10 protein-coding genes are annotated in these 17666 nt (G+C 73.9%); 4 read left to right on the forward strand and 6 right to left on the reverse strand.

Going from position 1 to position 17666, the window contains the following annotated elements:
- The first annotated feature begins 155 nt into the window (after positions 1 to 155).
- Together QIY60_RS17240 and QIY60_RS17245 are read left to right on the forward strand one after the other, a co-directional pair.
- Complete coding sequence (locus tag QIY60_RS17240) at positions 156 to 1721, forward strand: bifunctional glycosyltransferase/class I SAM-dependent methyltransferase (RefSeq protein ID WP_283143248.1); 1566 nt, start codon at positions 156 to 158, stop codon at positions 1719 to 1721.
- Between the two features lie 34 nt (positions 1722 to 1755).
- Complete coding sequence (locus QIY60_RS17245) at positions 1756 to 2130, forward strand: EamA family transporter (protein ID WP_283143249.1); 375 nt, start codon at positions 1756 to 1758, stop codon at positions 2128 to 2130.
- On the opposite strand, the gene QIY60_RS17250 is transcribed toward QIY60_RS17245, so the two are convergent.
- The 6 genes from QIY60_RS17250 to QIY60_RS17275 all read right to left on the reverse strand — a co-directional run bounded on the left by QIY60_RS17250 (position 2102) and on the right by QIY60_RS17275 (position 14128).
- Positions 2102 to 4315, reverse strand: coding sequence for a CDP-glycerol glycerophosphotransferase family protein (locus QIY60_RS17250; protein WP_283143250.1), 2214 nt, complete (start codon positions 4313 to 4315; stop codon positions 2102 to 2104). The two genes, QIY60_RS17245 and QIY60_RS17250, sit on opposite strands and share 29 nt — an antisense overlap.
- 257 nt (positions 4316 to 4572) lie before the next feature.
- The gene (locus tag QIY60_RS17255) at positions 4573 to 6813 is read right to left on the reverse strand and encodes a bifunctional glycosyltransferase family 2 protein/CDP-glycerol:glycerophosphate glycerophosphotransferase (protein WP_283143251.1); all 2241 of its coding nucleotides are present in this window, start codon (positions 6811 to 6813) and stop codon (positions 4573 to 4575) included.
- Positions 6814 to 6917: 104 nt separating this feature from the next.
- Entirely contained in the window at positions 6918 to 7796 is an 879-nt protein-coding gene (locus tag QIY60_RS17260) for a carbohydrate ABC transporter permease (RefSeq protein ID WP_283143252.1), read from the reverse strand.
- Entirely contained in the window at positions 7793 to 9118 is a 1326-nt protein-coding gene (locus QIY60_RS17265; RefSeq protein ID WP_283143253.1) for a sugar ABC transporter permease, read from the reverse strand. Before QIY60_RS17265 ends, QIY60_RS17260 begins: the two co-directional genes overlap by 4 nt.
- Positions 9119 to 9132: 14 nt before the next feature.
- Positions 9133 to 10500 (reverse strand): extracellular solute-binding protein, encoded by a 1368-nt coding sequence (locus tag QIY60_RS17270; protein ID WP_283143254.1) that lies wholly within the window; start codon positions 10498 to 10500, stop codon positions 9133 to 9135.
- Between the two features lie 385 nt (positions 10501 to 10885).
- On the reverse strand, positions 10886 to 14128 hold the full coding sequence (locus QIY60_RS17275) for an FtsK/SpoIIIE domain-containing protein (protein WP_283143255.1): 3243 nt from the start codon (positions 14126 to 14128) through the stop codon (positions 10886 to 10888).
- Between the two features lie 407 nt (positions 14129 to 14535).
- Here QIY60_RS17275 and QIY60_RS17280 point away from each other — a divergent pair, with 407 nt between their 5' ends.
- The gene (locus QIY60_RS17280; RefSeq protein WP_283143256.1) at positions 14536 to 16233 is read left to right on the forward strand and encodes a serine/threonine-protein kinase; all 1698 of its coding nucleotides are present in this window, start codon (positions 14536 to 14538) and stop codon (positions 16231 to 16233) included.
- 136 nt (positions 16234 to 16369) lie between these two features.
- Positions 16370 to 17599, forward strand: coding sequence for a serine/threonine-protein kinase (locus QIY60_RS17285; protein WP_283143257.1), 1230 nt, complete (start codon positions 16370 to 16372; stop codon positions 17597 to 17599).
- Positions 17600 to 17666: the final 67 nt, after the last annotated feature.

Consider the following 17666-nt stretch of genomic DNA (forward strand, 5'->3'; position numbering starts at 1 on the left):
GCGCAGTTCCCCGCGCCCCTGAGATGCGCCCCTTCGGGGCGCCCAGGGGATGCCGCGCAGCGGCATTTTCAGAGGCGCGGGGAACTGCGCGACCAACCCCCACCGGTCCGCAGACAAACACGCGCCCCCAACCCACCTCAACCCTGGAGACGCACGTGCAGCCGACCCCGGCCCGTACTCCTGAAGCCGTCGACCGCTCAGGTCAAAACCCCCGCATCGGCATCCTCGTAGTCGCCTACAACGCCGAGACCACTCTGGAGAAGACCCTCGACCGGATCCCGGCCGACTTCCGCTCCCGTATCGACGAGATCCTCATCCTCGACGACGCCAGCCACGACGGCACCTTCACCGCCGGCTGCCGCTGGTCCCAGGCCGAGGGAATGCCCCGTACCGTCGTCATGCGGCACACCAAGAACCTCGGATACGGCGGGAACCAGAAGGCCGGGTACGCGCTCGCGGCCGAGCGCGGGCTCGACATCGTCGTCCTGCTGCACGGCGACGGGCAGTACGCCCCCGAACTCCTCCCCGAGATGGTCGCGCCCATCGAGAGCGGCGAGGCCGACGCCGTGTTCGGCTCGCGCATGCTGGACCGGGGCGGCGCCCTGCGCGGCGGAATGCCGTTCTACAAATGGCTGGGGAACCGTATCCTCACCCGCCTGGAGAACTCCCTGCTCGGCTCCCGGCTCACCGAATTCCACTCCGGCTACCGCGCCTACAGCGTCGCCGCCCTGCGCCGCCTGCCCATCGAGCGCAACACCGACGCCTTCGACTTCGACACCCAGATCATCGTCCAGCTCATCGACGCGGGAATGCGGATCAGGGAAATCCCGATCCCCACCTATTACGGCGACGAGATCTGTTACGTCAACGGGCTCAAGTACGCCAAGGACGTGGTGAAGGACGTCCTCGAATACCGGCTCGCGGCCAAGGGGTTCGGCACCTGCCCGTGGATTCCCAAGCCCGACGGATACGCCTTCAAAGAAGGCGACGGCTCTTCCCACTCCGTCATCCTGGACCGCATGCGCGCCCTCCCGCCGGGCCGCGTCCTGGACCTCGGCTGCTCCGGCGGGCTGTTCGCCGAGCGTCTGGAGGCGCTGGGCCACGAGGTGACCGGCGTCGACTGCGTCGAGGTTCCGGGCGTGCGCGAGCGGTGCACCCGGTTCTTCCTGGCGGACCTGGAGGAGGGCCTGCCCGAGGAGATCGGACGGGGGTACGACTACGTGGTCGCCGGGGACGTCATCGAGCACCTCTCCCGGCCCGAGCGCGTCCTCGCCGAGATGGCCCGCGTCCTGCGCCCGGGCGGCCATGTGCTGCTTTCCGTGCCGAACTTCAGCCACTGGTACGCCCGGCTGCGCGTCGTCCTCGGCGTGTTCGGGTACGACCGGCGCGGCATCCTCGACGAGACGCATCTGCGCTTCTTCACCCGCGCCAGCCTGCGCCGCACGGTCCAGGGCGCCGGGTACGACATCCTCGCGGTGACCTCGACCGGGGCGCCCTTCTGGGCGCTGCTGGGCGGGACGGGCCCGGTGGGGCGCGCGGTGGCGGGCGCGCTCGGCGGTCTCTCCCGGCTGCTCGTGCGGCTGCGGCCGACTCTCTTCGGCTATCAGCACATCGCCCTGCTCACGCCGCACGCGGCGGAGACGATCATTGCTGGGGAGCATGTCGATGTCCAGGACATCCTCAACCGTCAGTACACCCCCGCCGACCGCGTCGGTGTCTGAGGTCCCCTGTGAAGTCCCGGTCAGGAGAAGGACGTTGAACCTACCCGGCCTCGCCCTGCTGCTCTTCGCGGTGTTCTCCTCGGCGGGCGGTCAGATCATGCTCAAGCACGGCATGCGCACCGCCGCGGCCGCCGTGGAGCAGGGCGGCGGCTCGATCGCGCTGCGGGCCGCCACCAGCCCGTGGATCGCGGTCGGCCTGGTCGTCTTCGCCGTCTCGGCCGTCGCCTGGATGTCGACGCTGGCCCGGGTGCCGCTGTCGGTCGCGTACCCCTTCAACGCCCTCGGGTACCTGCTGATCGTCCTGGCGAGCTCGACCGTGCTGCACGAGCGGACGTCGGCGTGGACGTGGGCGGGCTCGTTCCTCGTGGTGGTCGGGCTGTTCACGGTGATGGCCGGCCAGCGGCGCTGACCCGCCGGGCGCCCGGCTGCGGCGGGACCGTGCGCCGGGCGGGCTCCACCGGCGGCAGCGCGTCGGCCGGCTCGCCCAGGAACACCGCGCGCACCACGCGCTCGGCCGCGCGCCCGTCGTCGTACGGGCAGAACCGCTCCCGGAACGCGGCCCGCAGCCCGGCGTTGGCGCGGCTGTCCCAACTACCGTCCCGGAAGCAGGAGATGAGCTCGTCCGTGCTGGTGGTGACCGCGCCCGGGGTGTCTCCCGGGCGCCCCGACAGGAGGTCGAAGCAGACGCCGCGGACCGTGCGGTACACCTCCCAGTCGGGGGCGTGGACGACGATCGGGCGGTCCAGGTCGGCGTAGTCGAACATCACCGAGGAGTAGTCCGTGACCAGCGCGTCCGCCGCCAGGCACAGCTCCTCGACCCGGGGGTGCGCCGAGACGTCGAGCAGCCCGGGGTGCTCCGGCAGCCCGGCCGACGCGTAGAAGTAGTGGGCGCGCACCAGCAGCAGGGTGTCCGGCCCCAGCGCGTCGGCGACGCGGACCAGGTCCAGGGCGCCGCTGAAGCCGCGCTCGTACTCGCGGTGCGTCGGCGCGTACAGGATCGCGCGGCGGCCCGGCGCGATGCCGAGCGAACGGCGGGCGGCGGCGACGGACTCGGCGGTCGCCGTCGCGTACACGTCGTTGCGCGGATAGCCGGACTCCAGGTGCCGCACCGCGCTCGGATAGACGCGCGACCAGGTCTCGGTGGAGTGCGGGTTGGCGGAGAGCGACCAGTCCCAGCGGTCGACGCGGCCCAGGAGCCGGCGGAAGCCGAAGCCCTTGGCGGCGGCCGGGTGCGCGAGCTGGTCCAGGCCCATGCGCTTGAGCGGGGTGCCGTGGTGGGTCTGGAGGTGCAGCTGGCCCGGGCGCTTGACCAGGTGGTCGGGGAAGTTGACGTTGTTGACGAAGTAGGTGGCGCGGGCCATGAGCCGCCAGTACGCCAGGGTGTCCGGCAGCACGAAGGCGTGCCCGTCCGCCGCCTCCGCCTTGGCGACGACCCACACGCCCTTGATGTGCGGGGCGAGTTCGGCGGCCTTGCGGTGGACGGCCGCCGGGTTGCAGCTCACGCCCCGGTTCCAGTACGAGGCGTACACGGCGAGGTGGGGGTCGAGCGGGAGCAGCCGCTGGAGGCGATAGTAGTGCCGGGAGGCCGCGCGGAGTGCGGACTTGCGCAGGGCGCGGGCGCGTGAGCGCACTCTGCGGCGGGCCGCCAGGGCCCGGTCGAGCGCGGCCAGCGTCCGGGACCGGCCCTCGGTGAGCAGCCGCCCGCGCACCCCGGACCGGCCGCCGCCCGGCCGGTGCCCGGTGGGCCGGTGGGTCCGGCTGAAGGCGGCGACGGCCCGGACGTACGCGCGCCGTTGTTCATGCGCCCCCGCGTAGGTCTTCAGCAACTCCCGTACGGCCAGGGCGTACAGCGGCCCGCGCAGGGCCTCGGTCCCGGGTCGGGCGGCCACGTCCGCGAGGAGGGTGTCGTACGCGGCGACGACCTCGCGGCGGTCCCGGCGCGCCCCCGGGAGCGGGCGCTGCTGGCGGTGGTCCACGCACGGTGTGGCCAGGGCCGCCACCGATCCGGCCGCGACGAGCGAGCCGAGCGCCCACATCGCCTCGGATCGCTCGCCCGGGCCGAACCGGGGGCTTCCGTCGCGCCAGAACTCCCGCCGGACCGCCCGGTTCCAGCTCACCGGGGCCACGCCGAGCAGGTCCGGGCGCGCGGATGCCGTGGTGACCGCGTCCCCGGTCGCGCGCAGTACGTCGAGGGAGCGGGTCGGCTCGGGGGTGCCGAGGAAGGGGGTGCGCAGATGGCCGAAGAGCAGGATGTCCGGGTCTCCGGCCGCCTTCAGGCGCCCGTCGATCGCGTCGAGCGCGCCCGGCAGTTGGACCAGGCCCGGCTCCAGGAAGAGCAGGTACTCCCCGCGGGCCTGCCCGGCCCCGGCGTCGCGGCGCTCGCCCGCGCTGACCGGGGCCGCGAGATGGACCGCCCGTACGCGCGGGTCGGCGGCGGCCAGCTCGTCGAGCAGGCGGCCCGAGCCGTCCGCCGAGCCGTCGTCGACCCCGATGACCTCGACGTCGGCGAGCCGCTGCCGCAGCACGGATTCCATGCACTCGCGGAGCAGCCCGCGGGCCTCGTGGACGGGGACGACGACGGTGAAACGGGGCAACGGGAGACCTCTTTCGGGGGCCGAAGGCCACTGAGGGGCGCGGGGAACTGCGCGACCAGCCACAGGCGGCCCGCAGGCGAATCACTGCACGTAGGGCGGCGGTGCGGGGTGCGGAGGTGCCCGGGGACGGGGTGCCGCTGTGCCCACCCGTGCCGCCCTTAGCGGCACGATTGCCCACAGCGGCGGCGGAGGGGGTTTAGGGGCGCGGGGAACTGCGCGACCAGCCACGGACGGCCCGCAGTCGAATCACCGGGGCTCTAGACCAGGCCCGCCAGTTCCCGCTGGACCGCGGTCGTCGGCAGGGCCGCCGATGGGGCCGGGCGGCGGTCCTCGGATGGGGTGACCGGGGGGAGGACGGCGCTCTGCCCCAGGAACACCCGCCGCACCACCCGCTCCGCCGCGTGCCCGTCGTCGTACGGACAGAAGCGGGCCCGGAACGCGGCCCTCAGCTGGGCCGAGCGGGAGCCGCGCCAGTGGCCCGTGGTGAAGATGTCGATCAGCTCGTCCTCGGTGCGGGCGACCGCGCCCGGCGGGAACGCCCGCAGGTCGAAGTAGGTGCCGCGGGCCGCCTCGTAGGCCTCCCAGTCATCGGCGTGGATGACGATCGGGCGGTCCAGGTTGGCGTAGTCGAACATCAGCGACGAGTAGTCGGTGATCAGCGCGTCGGCGGCCAGGCACAGCTGCTCGACCGATGGGTGCCCGCTGACGTCGATGATCCGGGGGTGCACGTCCTCGTCCGCCAGCGGCGCCCCGTACGCGAAGTGGGCGCGGGTGAGCAGGACGACCTCCGGGCCGAGCGTGCGCGCCACGCGCTCCAGGTCGAGCGGGCGGTGCTGGCCGCGCCGGTAGTCGCGGTGGGTCGGCGCGTACAGGACGGCGGTGGCGTCGGCGGGGATGCCCAGGGAGTCGCGGAGCCGGGCCACGTCCGCGGCGCTCGCCTCGTGGAAGACGTCGTTGCGGGGATAGCCGTATTCGAGCGTGGTGTAGCCCGAGGGGTAGGTGCGCTCCCAGGTGAGGGTGGAGTGGAGGTTGGCGGAGAGGCTGTAGTCCCACTTGTCGCTGCGGGCGACCAGATGCGCGAAGTCGGTGTCGCGGGCGGCGGCCGGGCGGTCCATCAGGTCCAGGCCCATGGTCTTGAGCGGGGTGCCGTGATGGGTCTGGAGCAGCACCTGGCCGTCCCGCTTGACCAGCCGGCCGTCGAACTCCACATTGCTGACCAGGTACTTGGCGCGGGCGAGCGCCGTCCAGTACGCGAAGGTGTCCGGCACGACCTTGCGGGTGGCGGGCGGCACGGTGTGCAGGTGCGCGGGCGCGGCCACCCACGCGGTGCGCACCCGGGGCACCAGCTCGCGCACCTTCGCCTCGATCGCGGCCGGGTTGCAGGCGTACCCCCGGTTCCCGTACGCGCTGAAGACCGCCTCGTCCCGCACCGGCAGCCGCCGCTGGACCCGGTAGTGCAAGTGGAGCACTCCGGAGCGCAGAGCACGGCCGAGCGCGCGCAGCGGCCTGCCCGCGCGGGCGCGCAGCGCGCTGAGCGCCCCCAGGCCCAGATAGGTCCGGTGGGCGCCGAGCCGCACCAGACCGTGCCGCACCCGGACGCGGAGGGTGCGCGGGCCGCCGCCGGGGGAGCGGTGGCGGCGGTACTGGGCGCGGGCGCGGCGGAAGAACTCGGCGCGGCTGCCGCGCGGCAGCCGCACCCGGGTGGTGAACACGGTCAGGAAGTGGTCGGCCATCTTCCGGAAGATCAGCGGCCGCAGCGGGGCCAGCTCGGGGCGCGTGTCGATGAACGCGAACACCCGGTCGTACTGGTCGAAGAGGTCGAAGTGGCGGCGGCTGGTGGTGGAGAGGATGCTGCCCTGGCGGCGCTGGCGGTAGTGGACGCAGACCCGGTCGAGCGTGGTGAGCGAATCGGCGGCCATCAGCGCCGGGTACGTCCAGGGCGCGTCCTCGTAGAAGCCGGGCGTGAAGCTGAAGCCCTGCTCCTCGATGAACTCGCGGCGGTACGCCTTGTTCCACACCACGCTGAGCAGCTTGAGCAGCCCCGGCCGGTCCGCGAGCCGGAAGGTGGCGGGCCCGGCCTCGGCGAGCTGGGCGGCCGACTTGTTGCGGACCTGCTCGCCCGACCAGTACGTGCGCGCGTAGTCGTAGAGCAGGACGTCCGGGTCGCCGGTCTCCTTGAGCCGGTCCGCGACGGCCTGGAGGGCGCCCGGGGTGAGGGTGTCGTCGCCGTCGAGGAAGACGACGTAGTCGCCGGTGGCGTGGGCGAGTCCGGCGTTGCGGGCGGGGCCAAGGCCGGTGTTGGCGTCCAGGTGCACGGCGGTGACGCGGCGGTCGCGGGCGGCGTGTTCGTCGATGATCGCGCCGCACGCGTCCGGTGAGCAGTCGTCCACCGCGATCAGTTCCAGATCGTCGTACGACTGGCTGAGCACCGAGCCCAGGCAGTCGTGGAGATAGGCCTGGACCTTGTACACGGGGACGATCACGCTGAACCGGGGCATGGCCCGTAGAACGGCGGATGGCGCGACCGGGTTACGCCGATGGTGGCAGACGGGGTAAAGCCGCGGCGCCCGTTTGACGTGGGCCACTTGCCCGTTTGACGTGGCTACTTGACGGCGCCCGCCATCACCCCCGACACGAACTGGCGCTGGAAGGCGAAGAAGACGGCCAGCGGGATGACCATGGACACGAAGGCGCCGGGCGCCAGGACGTCGATGTTGTTGCCGAACTGCCGTACCTGCTGCTGGAGGGCGACCGTGATCGGCGGGTGCTTGGAGTCCGCGAAGATCAGCGCGACCAGCATGTCGTTCCAGACCCAGAGGAACTGGAAGATGCCGAGCGAGGCGATCGCCGGGCCGCCCAGCGGCAGCACGACCCGGGTGAACAGGCGTATCTCGCCCGCCCCGTCGAGCCGCGCGGCCTCCAGGAGCTCCCGGGGGATCTCCGCGAAGAAGTTCCGCAGCAGGAAGATCGCGAAGGGCAGACCGAAGGCGACGTGGAAGGTGATGACACCGACCGTCGTCTCGAAGATCCCGATCTTCCCGAAGAGCTTGGCGACCGGTACGAGGGCGACCTGGACGGGGACGACGAGCAGGCTCACCACGACCATGAACCACCAGTCGCGGCCGGGGAAGTCCATCCAGGCGAAGGCGTATCCGGCGAACGAGCCGATGACGACGACCAGGACGGTCGCGGGCACGGTGATCACGACGGTGGAGAGCAGCGAGTCGGTGATCGTGCTGTTGTCCAGCAGGTTGGAGTAGTTGTGGAAGGTGAGCTGCGACGGCTCACCGAAGACCTTCCACCAGCCGGTGGAGGCGATGTCGGAGGGGCTGCGCAGCGAGGAGAGCAGCAGCCCGACGGTGGGCATCAGCCAGAAGAGCCCGACGAGGATGAGGAAGACGCGTAACGCGCCGCCGCCGGCCCGGGCGGCGATCCGGGCGGGCAGGGACTGCTTGGCCTTGACGATTCCCACGACTGTCATCGCCGGGCCTCCCGCCGCATCCGCCGAATGTTGAACAACATCACCGGTACGACCAGGATCAGCAGCAGGACCGCGATCGCGCTGCCGACGCCGAGGTCCGCGTCCGTGCCGAAGGAGGAGCGGTAGAGCTGGAGCGCCAGCACATTGGCGTCGTCCTGGCTGGAGCCGGGCGCGATGATGAAGATCAGGTCGAAGATCTTCAGCACGTTGATCATCAGCGTGACGAGGACGACGGCGAGGACGGGCGCCAGCAGCGGCACGGTCACCCGCCGGAAGACCTGCCACTCGTTGGCGCCGTCCACCCGCGCCGCTTCCAGGAGTTCGCGCGGCAGCCCCGCGAGCCCGGCCGCGATGAGCACCATCGCGAACCCGGCCCACATCCAGATGTACGAGCCGATGATGGCGGGGGTGACGAGGGTCGGGCCGAGCCAGTCCACACCGTTGTAGGGCTCGCGGAAGTTGCTGCGGGGCAGCCGCAGTTGGGCCCCGTCGGCCTTGGCGGGCAGGGTGAACGTACCGTCGGCGCGCGCGGCGGCGGTGGCGACGACATGACCGTCCCGTACCGCTTCGATCTTGAGGCCCTTGAGGCCGAGCTCCTTGGAGTCGATGGTGTTGGGAGTGCCGCCGCCCCCTTTGGTGAAGTCGAGCCAGGCGGTACCGGTGATCTCGCCGGGGTCGGCGGCCGCGGCCTTCGCCGCCTTCGCGGACGAGGGCAGCTTGTCGGCGGCGACCCCGACGAGCGGGAGCAGCGCGGGCCGCCCGGCGTGGACCGCGTCCTTGGTCACGAAGGCGCCGCTGCCGCCCGGCTTGAGCGGGGCGGCGGGCAGCGGATGGGCCCGGGGGAACCCGGCCGACTCGGCGAACGTGTCGTGCACCCCCACCCAGACGGCGTTGGCGACCCCCCGGTCCGGGTCCTGCTCGTACACCAGCCGGAAGATGATCCCCGCGGCGAGCATCGAGATCACCATCGGCATGAAGACGATCAGCTTGAACGCCGTTCCCCAGCGCACCCGTTCGGTCAGTACGGCGAAGATCAGCCCGAGCACGGTGGCGATGGTCGGGGCGCAGACCACCCAGATCGCGTTGTTCTCGACGGCGGTCAGGATGGTGTCGTCGGTGAAGAGGGTCTTGTAGTTGTCGACCCCGGCGAAGCCGTCGCCCGACTGGTCGAAGAACGAGCGGTAGACGGAGTACCCGATCGGATAGACCACGAGCGCGCCGAGCAGGACGAGCGCGGGCAGCAGGAACCCGGCGGCGAAGTAGGCGCGGGTCCCGGTGACGCTCTTGCGGGCGCGGGGGGAGGGCGCGGGGGCGGCGGTCACGGCGGGCGGCCCGGTCAGCCCTTGTACGCCGCGGCCGCGTCGGCCTCCAGCTTGGCCTGCGCACCGCCGACGTCCTTCGGGTTCTTCAGGAAGTCCTGGAGGTCCTTCCACTCGCCCTTCCCGGGCGTCCCGCCGAAGGACTGCGGCGCCTGGTCGGACATGTCGAACCGCACGTCGTCCCCGGCCGCGATCAGCGCCTTGGCGATGTCACGCTGTACGTCATTGGGGTACGCGGCGAGGTCGGCGGCCTTGTTGGGCGAGATGTAGCCGCCCGCGGCGGCCCACACCTTGGCGGCGTCCGGGGAGGCGAGCCAGGTCAGCAGGGCCTGGGCGCCCTTGGTGTCCTTGAGCGCGACGGCGGCGTCGCCACCGGTGACGACGGGCGCCTTGGCGCCGACGGCCGGGAAGGGGAAAACCTTGGCGTCGGTCCCGATTTTGGCAGTGGTCTGCGCGATGTTGACGCTGACGAAGTCCCCCTCGAAGACCATCGCGGCCTTGGGCTGGTCGCCGCCGGTGAAGGTCTGGGTGACGGAGGCGGGGAACTCGGTCTGGAGGGCGCCGGTCGCGCCGCCGGCGATGAGGTCGGGCTTGCCGAAGAGCCCGCCGAGGGTGGTCAGGGCGTCCTTGACGGACGGGTCGGTCCACTTGATCCGGTGCTTGGCCAGCTGGTCGTACTTCTCGGGCCCCGCCTGGGAGAGGTAGACGTTCTCGAACCAGTCGGTGAGGGTCCAGCCGTCGGCGCCGCCGACGGAGACGGGGGTGACGCCGGAGGCGGAGACGGTGTCGGCGGTGGAGAGGAAGTCCTTCCAGGTCTTGGGGACTTGGGCCCCGGCGGCCTCGAAGACCTTGGTGTTGTACCAGACCAAGGACTTGTTGGCGGCCTTGAAGTACACGGCGTACTGGGTGCCGTCGACCGCGCCCAGGTCCTGCCAGACCTTGGCGTAGTTCTTGGCGAGCTGAGCCTTGGCCTCCGGCCCGACGGGCTTGACCCACTTCTTCTGCACGGCCTGCTGGATGGCTCCGACCTGCGGCAGCATCGCCACGTCGGGCGGGCTCCCACCGGCGATCTTGGTCCCCAGGAAGTTGACGATGGGGTCCTGGGCGGGAACGAAGGTGACGGTGGCGCCGGTCCGGCTCTCGAACTCCTTCAGCACCTTGACGAAGTTGGCCTGCTCGGGCCCGGTCCAGACGGCGGCGACCTCGATCTTCTGTCCGTCGAGCCGGGGGAGGGTGACGGCGCCTGCGGGGCTGCCGGACTTGCTCTTCTCCGGCTTCCCGCCGTCGTCCTTCGTGTCGTCCCCGCAGGCGGTGGCGGTGAGGGCGAGCGCCCCGACGATGGCCATTCCGACCAGCTTCCGACCCGTACGCGTGCCTGTACGCATGGCTTGCCGCCTCCCGCCGCCGAGGTCGTCCCGTCCGGACAGTCCTACGCCGGGTGCGGGGGGCCCGCAATAGCGCGATCGCTTTCAACTGGCGGATCGTGATGGGCTCGTGACGTGCCGTCAGGATGGCCCGGTGTTTGTCTGCGGGCCGTCTGTGGCTGGTCGCGCAGTTCCCCGCGCCCCTGAAGGGACCGGTCGTCGGTCAGGTGCGGACCGTGCTGGGTTGCTCGCGCAGTTCCCACCGGGCCCCTACAGGGGCGCGGGGAACTGCGCGACCAGCCCCCACCGGGCCCGCAGATGAACGGGGTCCGGGGCGTAGCCCCCGGGAGGGCCGCCTTCACCCCCACTCACCCCCGGAGGGTTTAGGGAAGGGGCGGGGAGGGGCTCAAAGGCCCGTTGGTGCGGACGCGTGCACCACCCGCCCCGCCCTCTCCAACGCACTGGCCAGCAACGCCAGATCCGTAGGCCCGTTCCCCAGCTCCCGCACCGGCCGCCGGGCCGGCGGATCCCCCATCCGCTCCCACTCCAGCGGCACCACCGTCGGACGAAGCGTCGCCGTCCGGGGTATCCGCCCCGTGACCCGCCCGCCCTGGAACGGCGTCACCGAACCGTCCGACAGGAACAGCCGCCCCCGCCCCGGCGACGGCTCCTCCGGCGACGGCACGACCGGCGGCGCGTCGAGCCGCACCACGTGCCGCACCCCCCGCGCCAGCTCCGTGTCCGCCGTACGCTCCGGGCGGGCCGACGTCGCGACCAGGTGGACCCCCAGCCGCTCCCCGTCCCGCGCCACCGCTTCGAGCGCGCGCACCACCGACCCCGCGGCGGGCCGCCCGGGGCTGCCCAGCGCGGGCGCGACCAGCGCGTCGAGGTCGTCCACCAGGACGACGAGACGCGCCAGCGGCGGCGGCCCCGCCTCCGTACGCGTACGCCCAAGCGGCCGCAGCCGCAGCGTGCTGGTGGACGGCGCGTCCACGTCCCCCTCGCCGGCGGACGGCGGCCGCGGCCCGACCATCCGCTCCGCCGCCACCTCCTGAGCCTGCCGCGCCACCCACTCCGCGAACCCCAGCTCCCCCAGCAGCTCCGCCCGCCGCTTCAGCTCCGCCCCCAGCGCCTGCGCGAACTCCCGCATGCGGACCGGGTCCGAGGCCACCAAGTGCGTGGAGACATGGGGGAGTTCGGTACAGGCGCGCAGGCCCTCGCCGCGCTCCCCGCCCGCCCCGTCGACCAGGACGAGCGCCAGCCGGTCCGGCCGCGCCCCCGCCGCCAGCGACGCGGCGACCGCCCGCAGCAGCTCCGTACGCCCGCTGCCCGCCGGTCCCTCGATCATCAGATGCGGCCCGTCGGAGGCGAGGCCGACGCCGACCGGGCCGCGCGGCCCGGTGCCGAGCACCACCGCGCCGTCCGGCGCCGACTCCCAGCGCGCCATCAGGGACGCCGGGGTGGCCCGGGCCAGGCCCAGCTCGTCGAGCAGCCGGGACGAGGGGGGCAGCGCCACCGGCGGCCGCCCGGGCGCGGTGGTCCCGTCGCCCGCCCGCAGCGGCGCCAGCGCCCGCGCGAACCGCTCCGCCCACGCCACCGACACCGCGTCCACCGCCGCCAGCGTGCCGTGCCCGGCCGGACGGCCCCCGGCCGTGCGCAGCAGCCGCAGCGCCGTGGCCACGTCCCCGCTCAGCAGCGCCGCCGCCCCGCACTCGCGGAAGGGGAGCGAGACCGCGCACGCCGACTCGTACGTCGCCTCCACCGGTGACACCGGCGAGGCGGCCGGCGTCTCGGCGAGACAGAGCAGATGGATGCCCGCCGCGCCCCCGGCGGACGCCAGCCGGGCCGTCGTCTCGCGCAGCGCGGACGAGCCGGGGTCGCCGTCGACGACCACCACCGTGTACGGACCCCGGTGGCGGCGGGTCGCGTCGGCCACCGCCGCCGCGTCGGCGGACGCCCAGCCCGGCCCCAGCGGGCTGTCGTCCAGGCGCCGGACCAGCTCGGCCGTCCGGGCCGTGGCCTGCTCCCGGTCGTACGCGAGCAGCAGCCGGCAGTCCTGGCCGTGCCCGGGGCGCACATGCGGGAGCCAGCCGAGCCAGCCCCACTCCGCGGTCCGCGTCTGGAGGCTGCGGCCGCGCTCCGTACTGATGAGGACGATCTCCAGGTCGGCGGGCGCGTGCAGCGCCGCGAGCTGGGCCACGATCGCCCTCGCCAGACCGTTCAGCCGGGGGCGGGGCCCGGCGAGCCCGAGCGAGCCGGCCTCGCGCAGCCCCACGGTGACCGGCACGGCCGCGAGCTCGCCCCGGTCCGCCGTCCCGACCCGGATCGCCAGCTCCTCCGGGTGCCCGGGGCGGCGCTCCCACAGCCGCGGCCCGGGTCCCAGCGCGGTCAGCAGCAGCGCGGCCGGGTCGGGCCACCGCTCCGGCGCGGGCGGGGCGCCCGGCGCCACGGCCGCGGCCTCGGCGGGCGCCGGTTCGTGCACGTCCTCCCCGCGGCCTCCGGTCAGCCGCCGCGCCCAGGCCCCGATCCCGCCGCGCCGCCGGGACGGCGCCCCGTCGTCCACGCGCGCGTGCTCGACGTCCTCGGGCAGCCGGGTCCCGCGCGGAGGCGTCCCGACCCGCCTGCTCGCGCCGGGGTTGTACGCATGGTCGTCCCAGCCCTGGCCGTCCATCTCATCGTCCGCGCCCCGCGCCCCGGGCACGCGCGCGTGGCCGCTTCCGCCCTGCGGCCCGGATACGCCGCCGTACGTGCCGTACCCGCCCTCCGTGCGCCCCGGGTCGAAGCCCTCCTGGCCGTCCTGTCCGTGCGGCCGCCCGCCGCTCTCCCCGGCGAAGCCCGTGCCGTGGGTCGTCGGTCCGTGGGTCGTCGGGCCGTGTCCGGCGGGGCCCGGCTCGCTCGACGCGCGCGGGGACGGCACCCGGGGGGCCTCCGCGGCGGCCGGGGCGCCCTCCCCGTACGCCACCGGCCCCGACGGCGGCCGCGGGGACGAGGCGGCCGGGGTCACCCGGACGTGCCCCTCCCCGTCCGGCGCCGTGGGCAGCGGCTGGGGGGCCGGGGTGCCGGTGCTCAGCCGCAGGGCGGACTCCCCGAGGCGCAGCAGCGCGCCCACCGGCAGGCGCACCGGGTGCCGGCCGACCGGGGCGCCGTCCACGCGCGTGCCGTTCGTCGAGCCCAGGTCGGCCACCGACACCCGGCCGCCCTCGCCGACCGTCACCGCGCAGTGCAGCCGGGACACGTCAGGGTCGTCCAGCGGAACGTCCGCGTCCGCCGAGCGGCCGACGCGGATCTGGCCGCCGTGCAGCAGATGGACCCCGCCCGCGTCCGGCCCCGCGACCACGCACAGCCGGGCCGGGGCCGCCTCCTCGTGCTCCTCGTACGCGTACGAGGAAGAGTCGGCCGGGGAGGAGAGGGACAGCACCGCCCCGTCCACCAGCGGCGGCTCGCCGAGTACGCGGCGCTGGGGATCGAGGCGCTCCCGGCCCGCGTAGAGCACCACCGCACTGGACACCTCGGAGCCGCATGCCGCGGTGGCGAGGCCCGAGGCGACGGCCGCGAGCGCGGTCCCGGCGGGCGCGGTCACGAGCACGTCGCAGGCGCGCGCCGCAGCGTGGCCGCTGCGCGGCGCGAGGACGGTCAGCCGGATCTGCATCGCCTCGGCGGTCCCTTCTGCGCGGGGGTGCCGGGCACGGAGGGAAAGGCCCTTGTGATTCCCCCCACCAGGCACACATGTCGTGCTGAGGGCATCCTCGCACCTGCCACTGACAACACGCCCGCCCCCCACCTCCAAGTGATCTTGATTGGTCGGCTCTAGGCGCAAAAGTGGCCGCAAAGTGGCCGGTTGCGCACCTCGCCGGAATCGCTCACCCCGGTTCGGCACGGCCGTTCGGCAACCTTCCGTACGACGGTGACGTCTTCCCTTCGAACACCCGGAGCGTGTGGGCCCGCACCGCCACCGCCGTCGCCGCAGTCCTCGTGACAGACGGCGGCACTACAGTGGGCGGCTCGGGGACACCCGAAGAGACCCGGATCCAGCCAGACCAGCAGGGAGCGCATGACGTGCGGCCGGTAGGCAGCAAGTACTTGCTCGAGGAGCCGCTCGGACGCGGTGCCACGGGCACCGTCTGGCGCGCGAGCCAGCGTGAGGCGGCGGGCGCCGAGGCGGCCGTGGCCGGCCAGCCCGGCGAGACCGTCGCGATCAAGGTCCTCAAGGAGGAGCTGGCCAACGACGCCGACGTCGTGATGCGGTTCCTGCGCGAGCGGTCGGTGCTGCTGCGCCTGACGCACCCCAACATCGTCCGCACCCGCGACCTCGTCGTCGAGGGCGATCTGCTCGCCCTGGTCATGGACCTGGTCGACGGCCCGGACCTGCACCGCTATCTGCGCGAGAACGGCCCGTTCACCCCGGTCGCCGCCTCCCTGCTCACCGCGCAGATCGCGGACGCGCTCGCCGCCAGCCACGCCGACGGCGTCGTCCACCGCGATCTGAAGCCCGCCAACGTGCTGCTGGACGAGCGCGGCGGCGCCATGCACCCGATGCTCACCGACTTCGGCATCGCGCGCCTGGCGGACTCCCCGGGTCTGACCCGTACGCACGAGTTCGTGGGCACGCCCGCGTACGTGGCGCCGGAGTCCGCCGAGGGCCGCCCGCAGACCTCCGCCGTCGACGTCTACGGCGCCGGAATCCTGATGTACGAGCTGGTCACCGGGCGTCCGCCGTTCGCGGGCGGGACTGCTCTCGAGGTGCTGCACCGGCACCTGAGCGAGGAGCCGCGCCGCCCCACCACCGTCCCCGGCCCGCTGTGGACGGTCATCGAGCGCTGTCTGCGCAAGAACCCGGACGAGCGGCCGAGCGCCGAGAACCTCGCGCGCGCCCTGCGCGTCGTGGCCGACGGCATCGGGGTGCACTCCACCCCGGCGCAGGTCGAGGCGGCCGACGGCGTCGGCGCGCTGCTGGCGCCCGACCCGGCGCCCGCGCCCGTCCCCGAGACGCCCGGCGCGGCCGACCCGACGCAGGTGCTGCCGAGCAACGCGGGCTTGTACGACCCCAACGCGGCGACCTCGTACCTGCCGAACACGCCCGGCGCCGCCGACCCGACCGCCGTCCTGCCCAGCCGGGGCGCGGCCGACCCGACGGCCGTGCTGCCGCCGGTGCCGCAGGGCCAGTACGGCCAGGGAAGCCCCGACCCGCAGCAGCCCGAGCAGCCGCACCCCTGGCAGTCCCAGCTCCAGGCGGCCCGCGACCGCAACGAGCAGACGCAGGTCCAGTACCTGGACCCGGAGCAGGACCCGCTGCGCCGCCGCCCGCACCGCCAGGCGCAGCAGCCCCACCCGCAACAGCAGCAGCGGCCCCAGCAGCCCTACCCCCCGCAGCAGCAGCCTCAGCATCAGCAGTACCGGCAGCCGCAGCAGCCCCAGCCGTACGCGCAGCCCCCGCAGCACCAGCAGTACGCGCCGCCGCCCCAGCACCAGCAGCGTCAGCAGTACGCGCCGCCGCAGGCGCCCCAGCCGCAGCAGCCGCAGGCCCCCGCGCCCCGCGAGCCGCGCCGGCGCAGCGCGAACCCGATGCGGATCCCGGGGCTCGGCTGCCTCAAGGGCTGCCTGTTCACGCTCGTCCTGCTGTTCGTGGCGGGCTGGCTGATCTGGGAGCTGACCCCGCTCCAGGACTGGGTGGCCGAGGGCAAGAGCTACTGGCAGGCGATCGGCGACGCCGCCGACAAGGTGTCGGGCTGGATCGGCAAACTCGGCGGCAACTGAGCGGCGACCGAGGCGTGCGCCACGCCGACTTCATGGATTTGTCGACTTCCAGGGGGTGATTTCCCCCTCGGAAGTGAAGGTTGCCCTTCTGGCCGCGTAGCCTCGGCGTGCACAGCCAGCCGCTGAGGGAGCAGTCTTGGCACGGAATATCGGCAGCCGGTACACCGCCCACCAGATCCTGGGGCGGGGCAGCGCCGGCACGGTGTGGCTAGGCGAGGGGCCCGACGGGCCCGTCGCCATCAAGCTGCTGCGCGAGGACCTCGCCGCCGACCAGGAGCTGGTCGGCCGCTTCGTCCAGGAGCGCACCGCGCTGCTCGGCCTCGACCACCCCAACGTCGTCGGCGTGCGCGACCTGGTCGTCGACGGCAACGACCTCGCCCTGGTCATGGACCTGGTGCGGGGTACGGACGTACGCACCCGGCTCGACCGCGAGCGCCGGCTCGCCCCCGAGGCGGCGGTGGCGATCGTCGCGGACGTGGCCGACGGCCTGGCAGCGGCCCACGCGGCCGGGGTCGTGCACCGCGACGTCAAGCCCGAGAACATCCTCCTGGACATGCAGGGCCCGCTCGGCCCCGGCGGCTCGCACCCCGCGCTCCTCACCGACTTCGGCGTGGCGAAGCTGATCGACACCCCGCGCCGCACCAAGGCCACCCGCATCATCGGCACGCCCGACTATCTGGCCCCCGAGATCGTCGAGGGCCTCCCGCCCCGGGCGGCGGTGGACATCTACGCCCTGGCGACGGTCCTGTACGAGCTCCTGGCGGGCTTCACGCCGTTCGGCGGCGGCCACCCCGGCGCGGTCCTGCGCCGCCACGTCACCGAGACCGTGGTGCCGCTGCCGGGCATCCCCGACGAGCTCTGGCAGCTGGTCGTCCAGTGCCTCGCCAAGGCCCCGGCCTCCCGGCTGCGCGCCTCCGAGCTCTCCGTCCGGCTGCGCGAGCTGCTGCCGCTGGTGGCGGGGATGCCGCCGCTGGACGTGGACGAGCCGGACGCCGAGGAGCCCGAGGAGCCGGTGTACGAGGAGCCGGCGCCCCCCTCCGGCAGGCCCCGCCGGGGCGCGGTGCCGCTGGTGCCGGGCGCCCCCCTGGACTCCAACCGCGACACCCACACCAGCATGCGCGTCCCCGCCCCCGACGAACTGGCGGGCGGCCCCCTCGGCACGGCCCGCGCCCCCCGCCCGTCGGGCACGCCCCGCCCGGGCTCGGCCCGCCACCGCGCGGACCAGCTCCGCAGACGCCGCCTGATCCTGGGCGCCTCGGCGGTCGCCCTGACGGCGGCCGTGGCGGTCGGCGGCTGGCTGGTCGCGTCGGGCGGCGACGACAAGCCCCCGCAGGACTCCAAGCACTCGGCTCCGGCGCCCCCGTAGGCCCGGCCCCGACGCCCCTGGCACGGCACCGGGGAAACGTCCTTGCGCACAGCCGTTACGCTGGACC

It is taken from the genome of Streptomyces sp. BPTC-684, from assembly GCF_030028635.1.
Taxonomy (GTDB): domain Bacteria; phylum Actinomycetota; class Actinomycetes; order Streptomycetales; family Streptomycetaceae; genus Streptomyces; species Streptomyces noboritoensis.

Coding starts and splice junctions, on each gene's coding strand:
- QIY60_RS17255 (WP_283143251.1), bottom strand. CDS start 6,813: ATGCCCCGGTTCAGCGTGATCGTCCCCGTGTACAAGGTCCAGGCCTAT.
- QIY60_RS17260 (WP_283143252.1), bottom strand. CDS start 7,796: ATGACAGTCGTGGGAATCGTCAAGGCCAAGCAGTCCCTGCCCGCCCGG.
- QIY60_RS17270 (WP_283143254.1), bottom strand. CDS start 10,500: ATGCGTACAGGCACGCGTACGGGTCGGAAGCTGGTCGGAATGGCCATC.
- QIY60_RS17275 (WP_283143255.1), bottom strand. CDS start 14,128: ATGCAGATCCGGCTGACCGTCCTCGCGCCGCGCAGCGGCCACGCTGCG.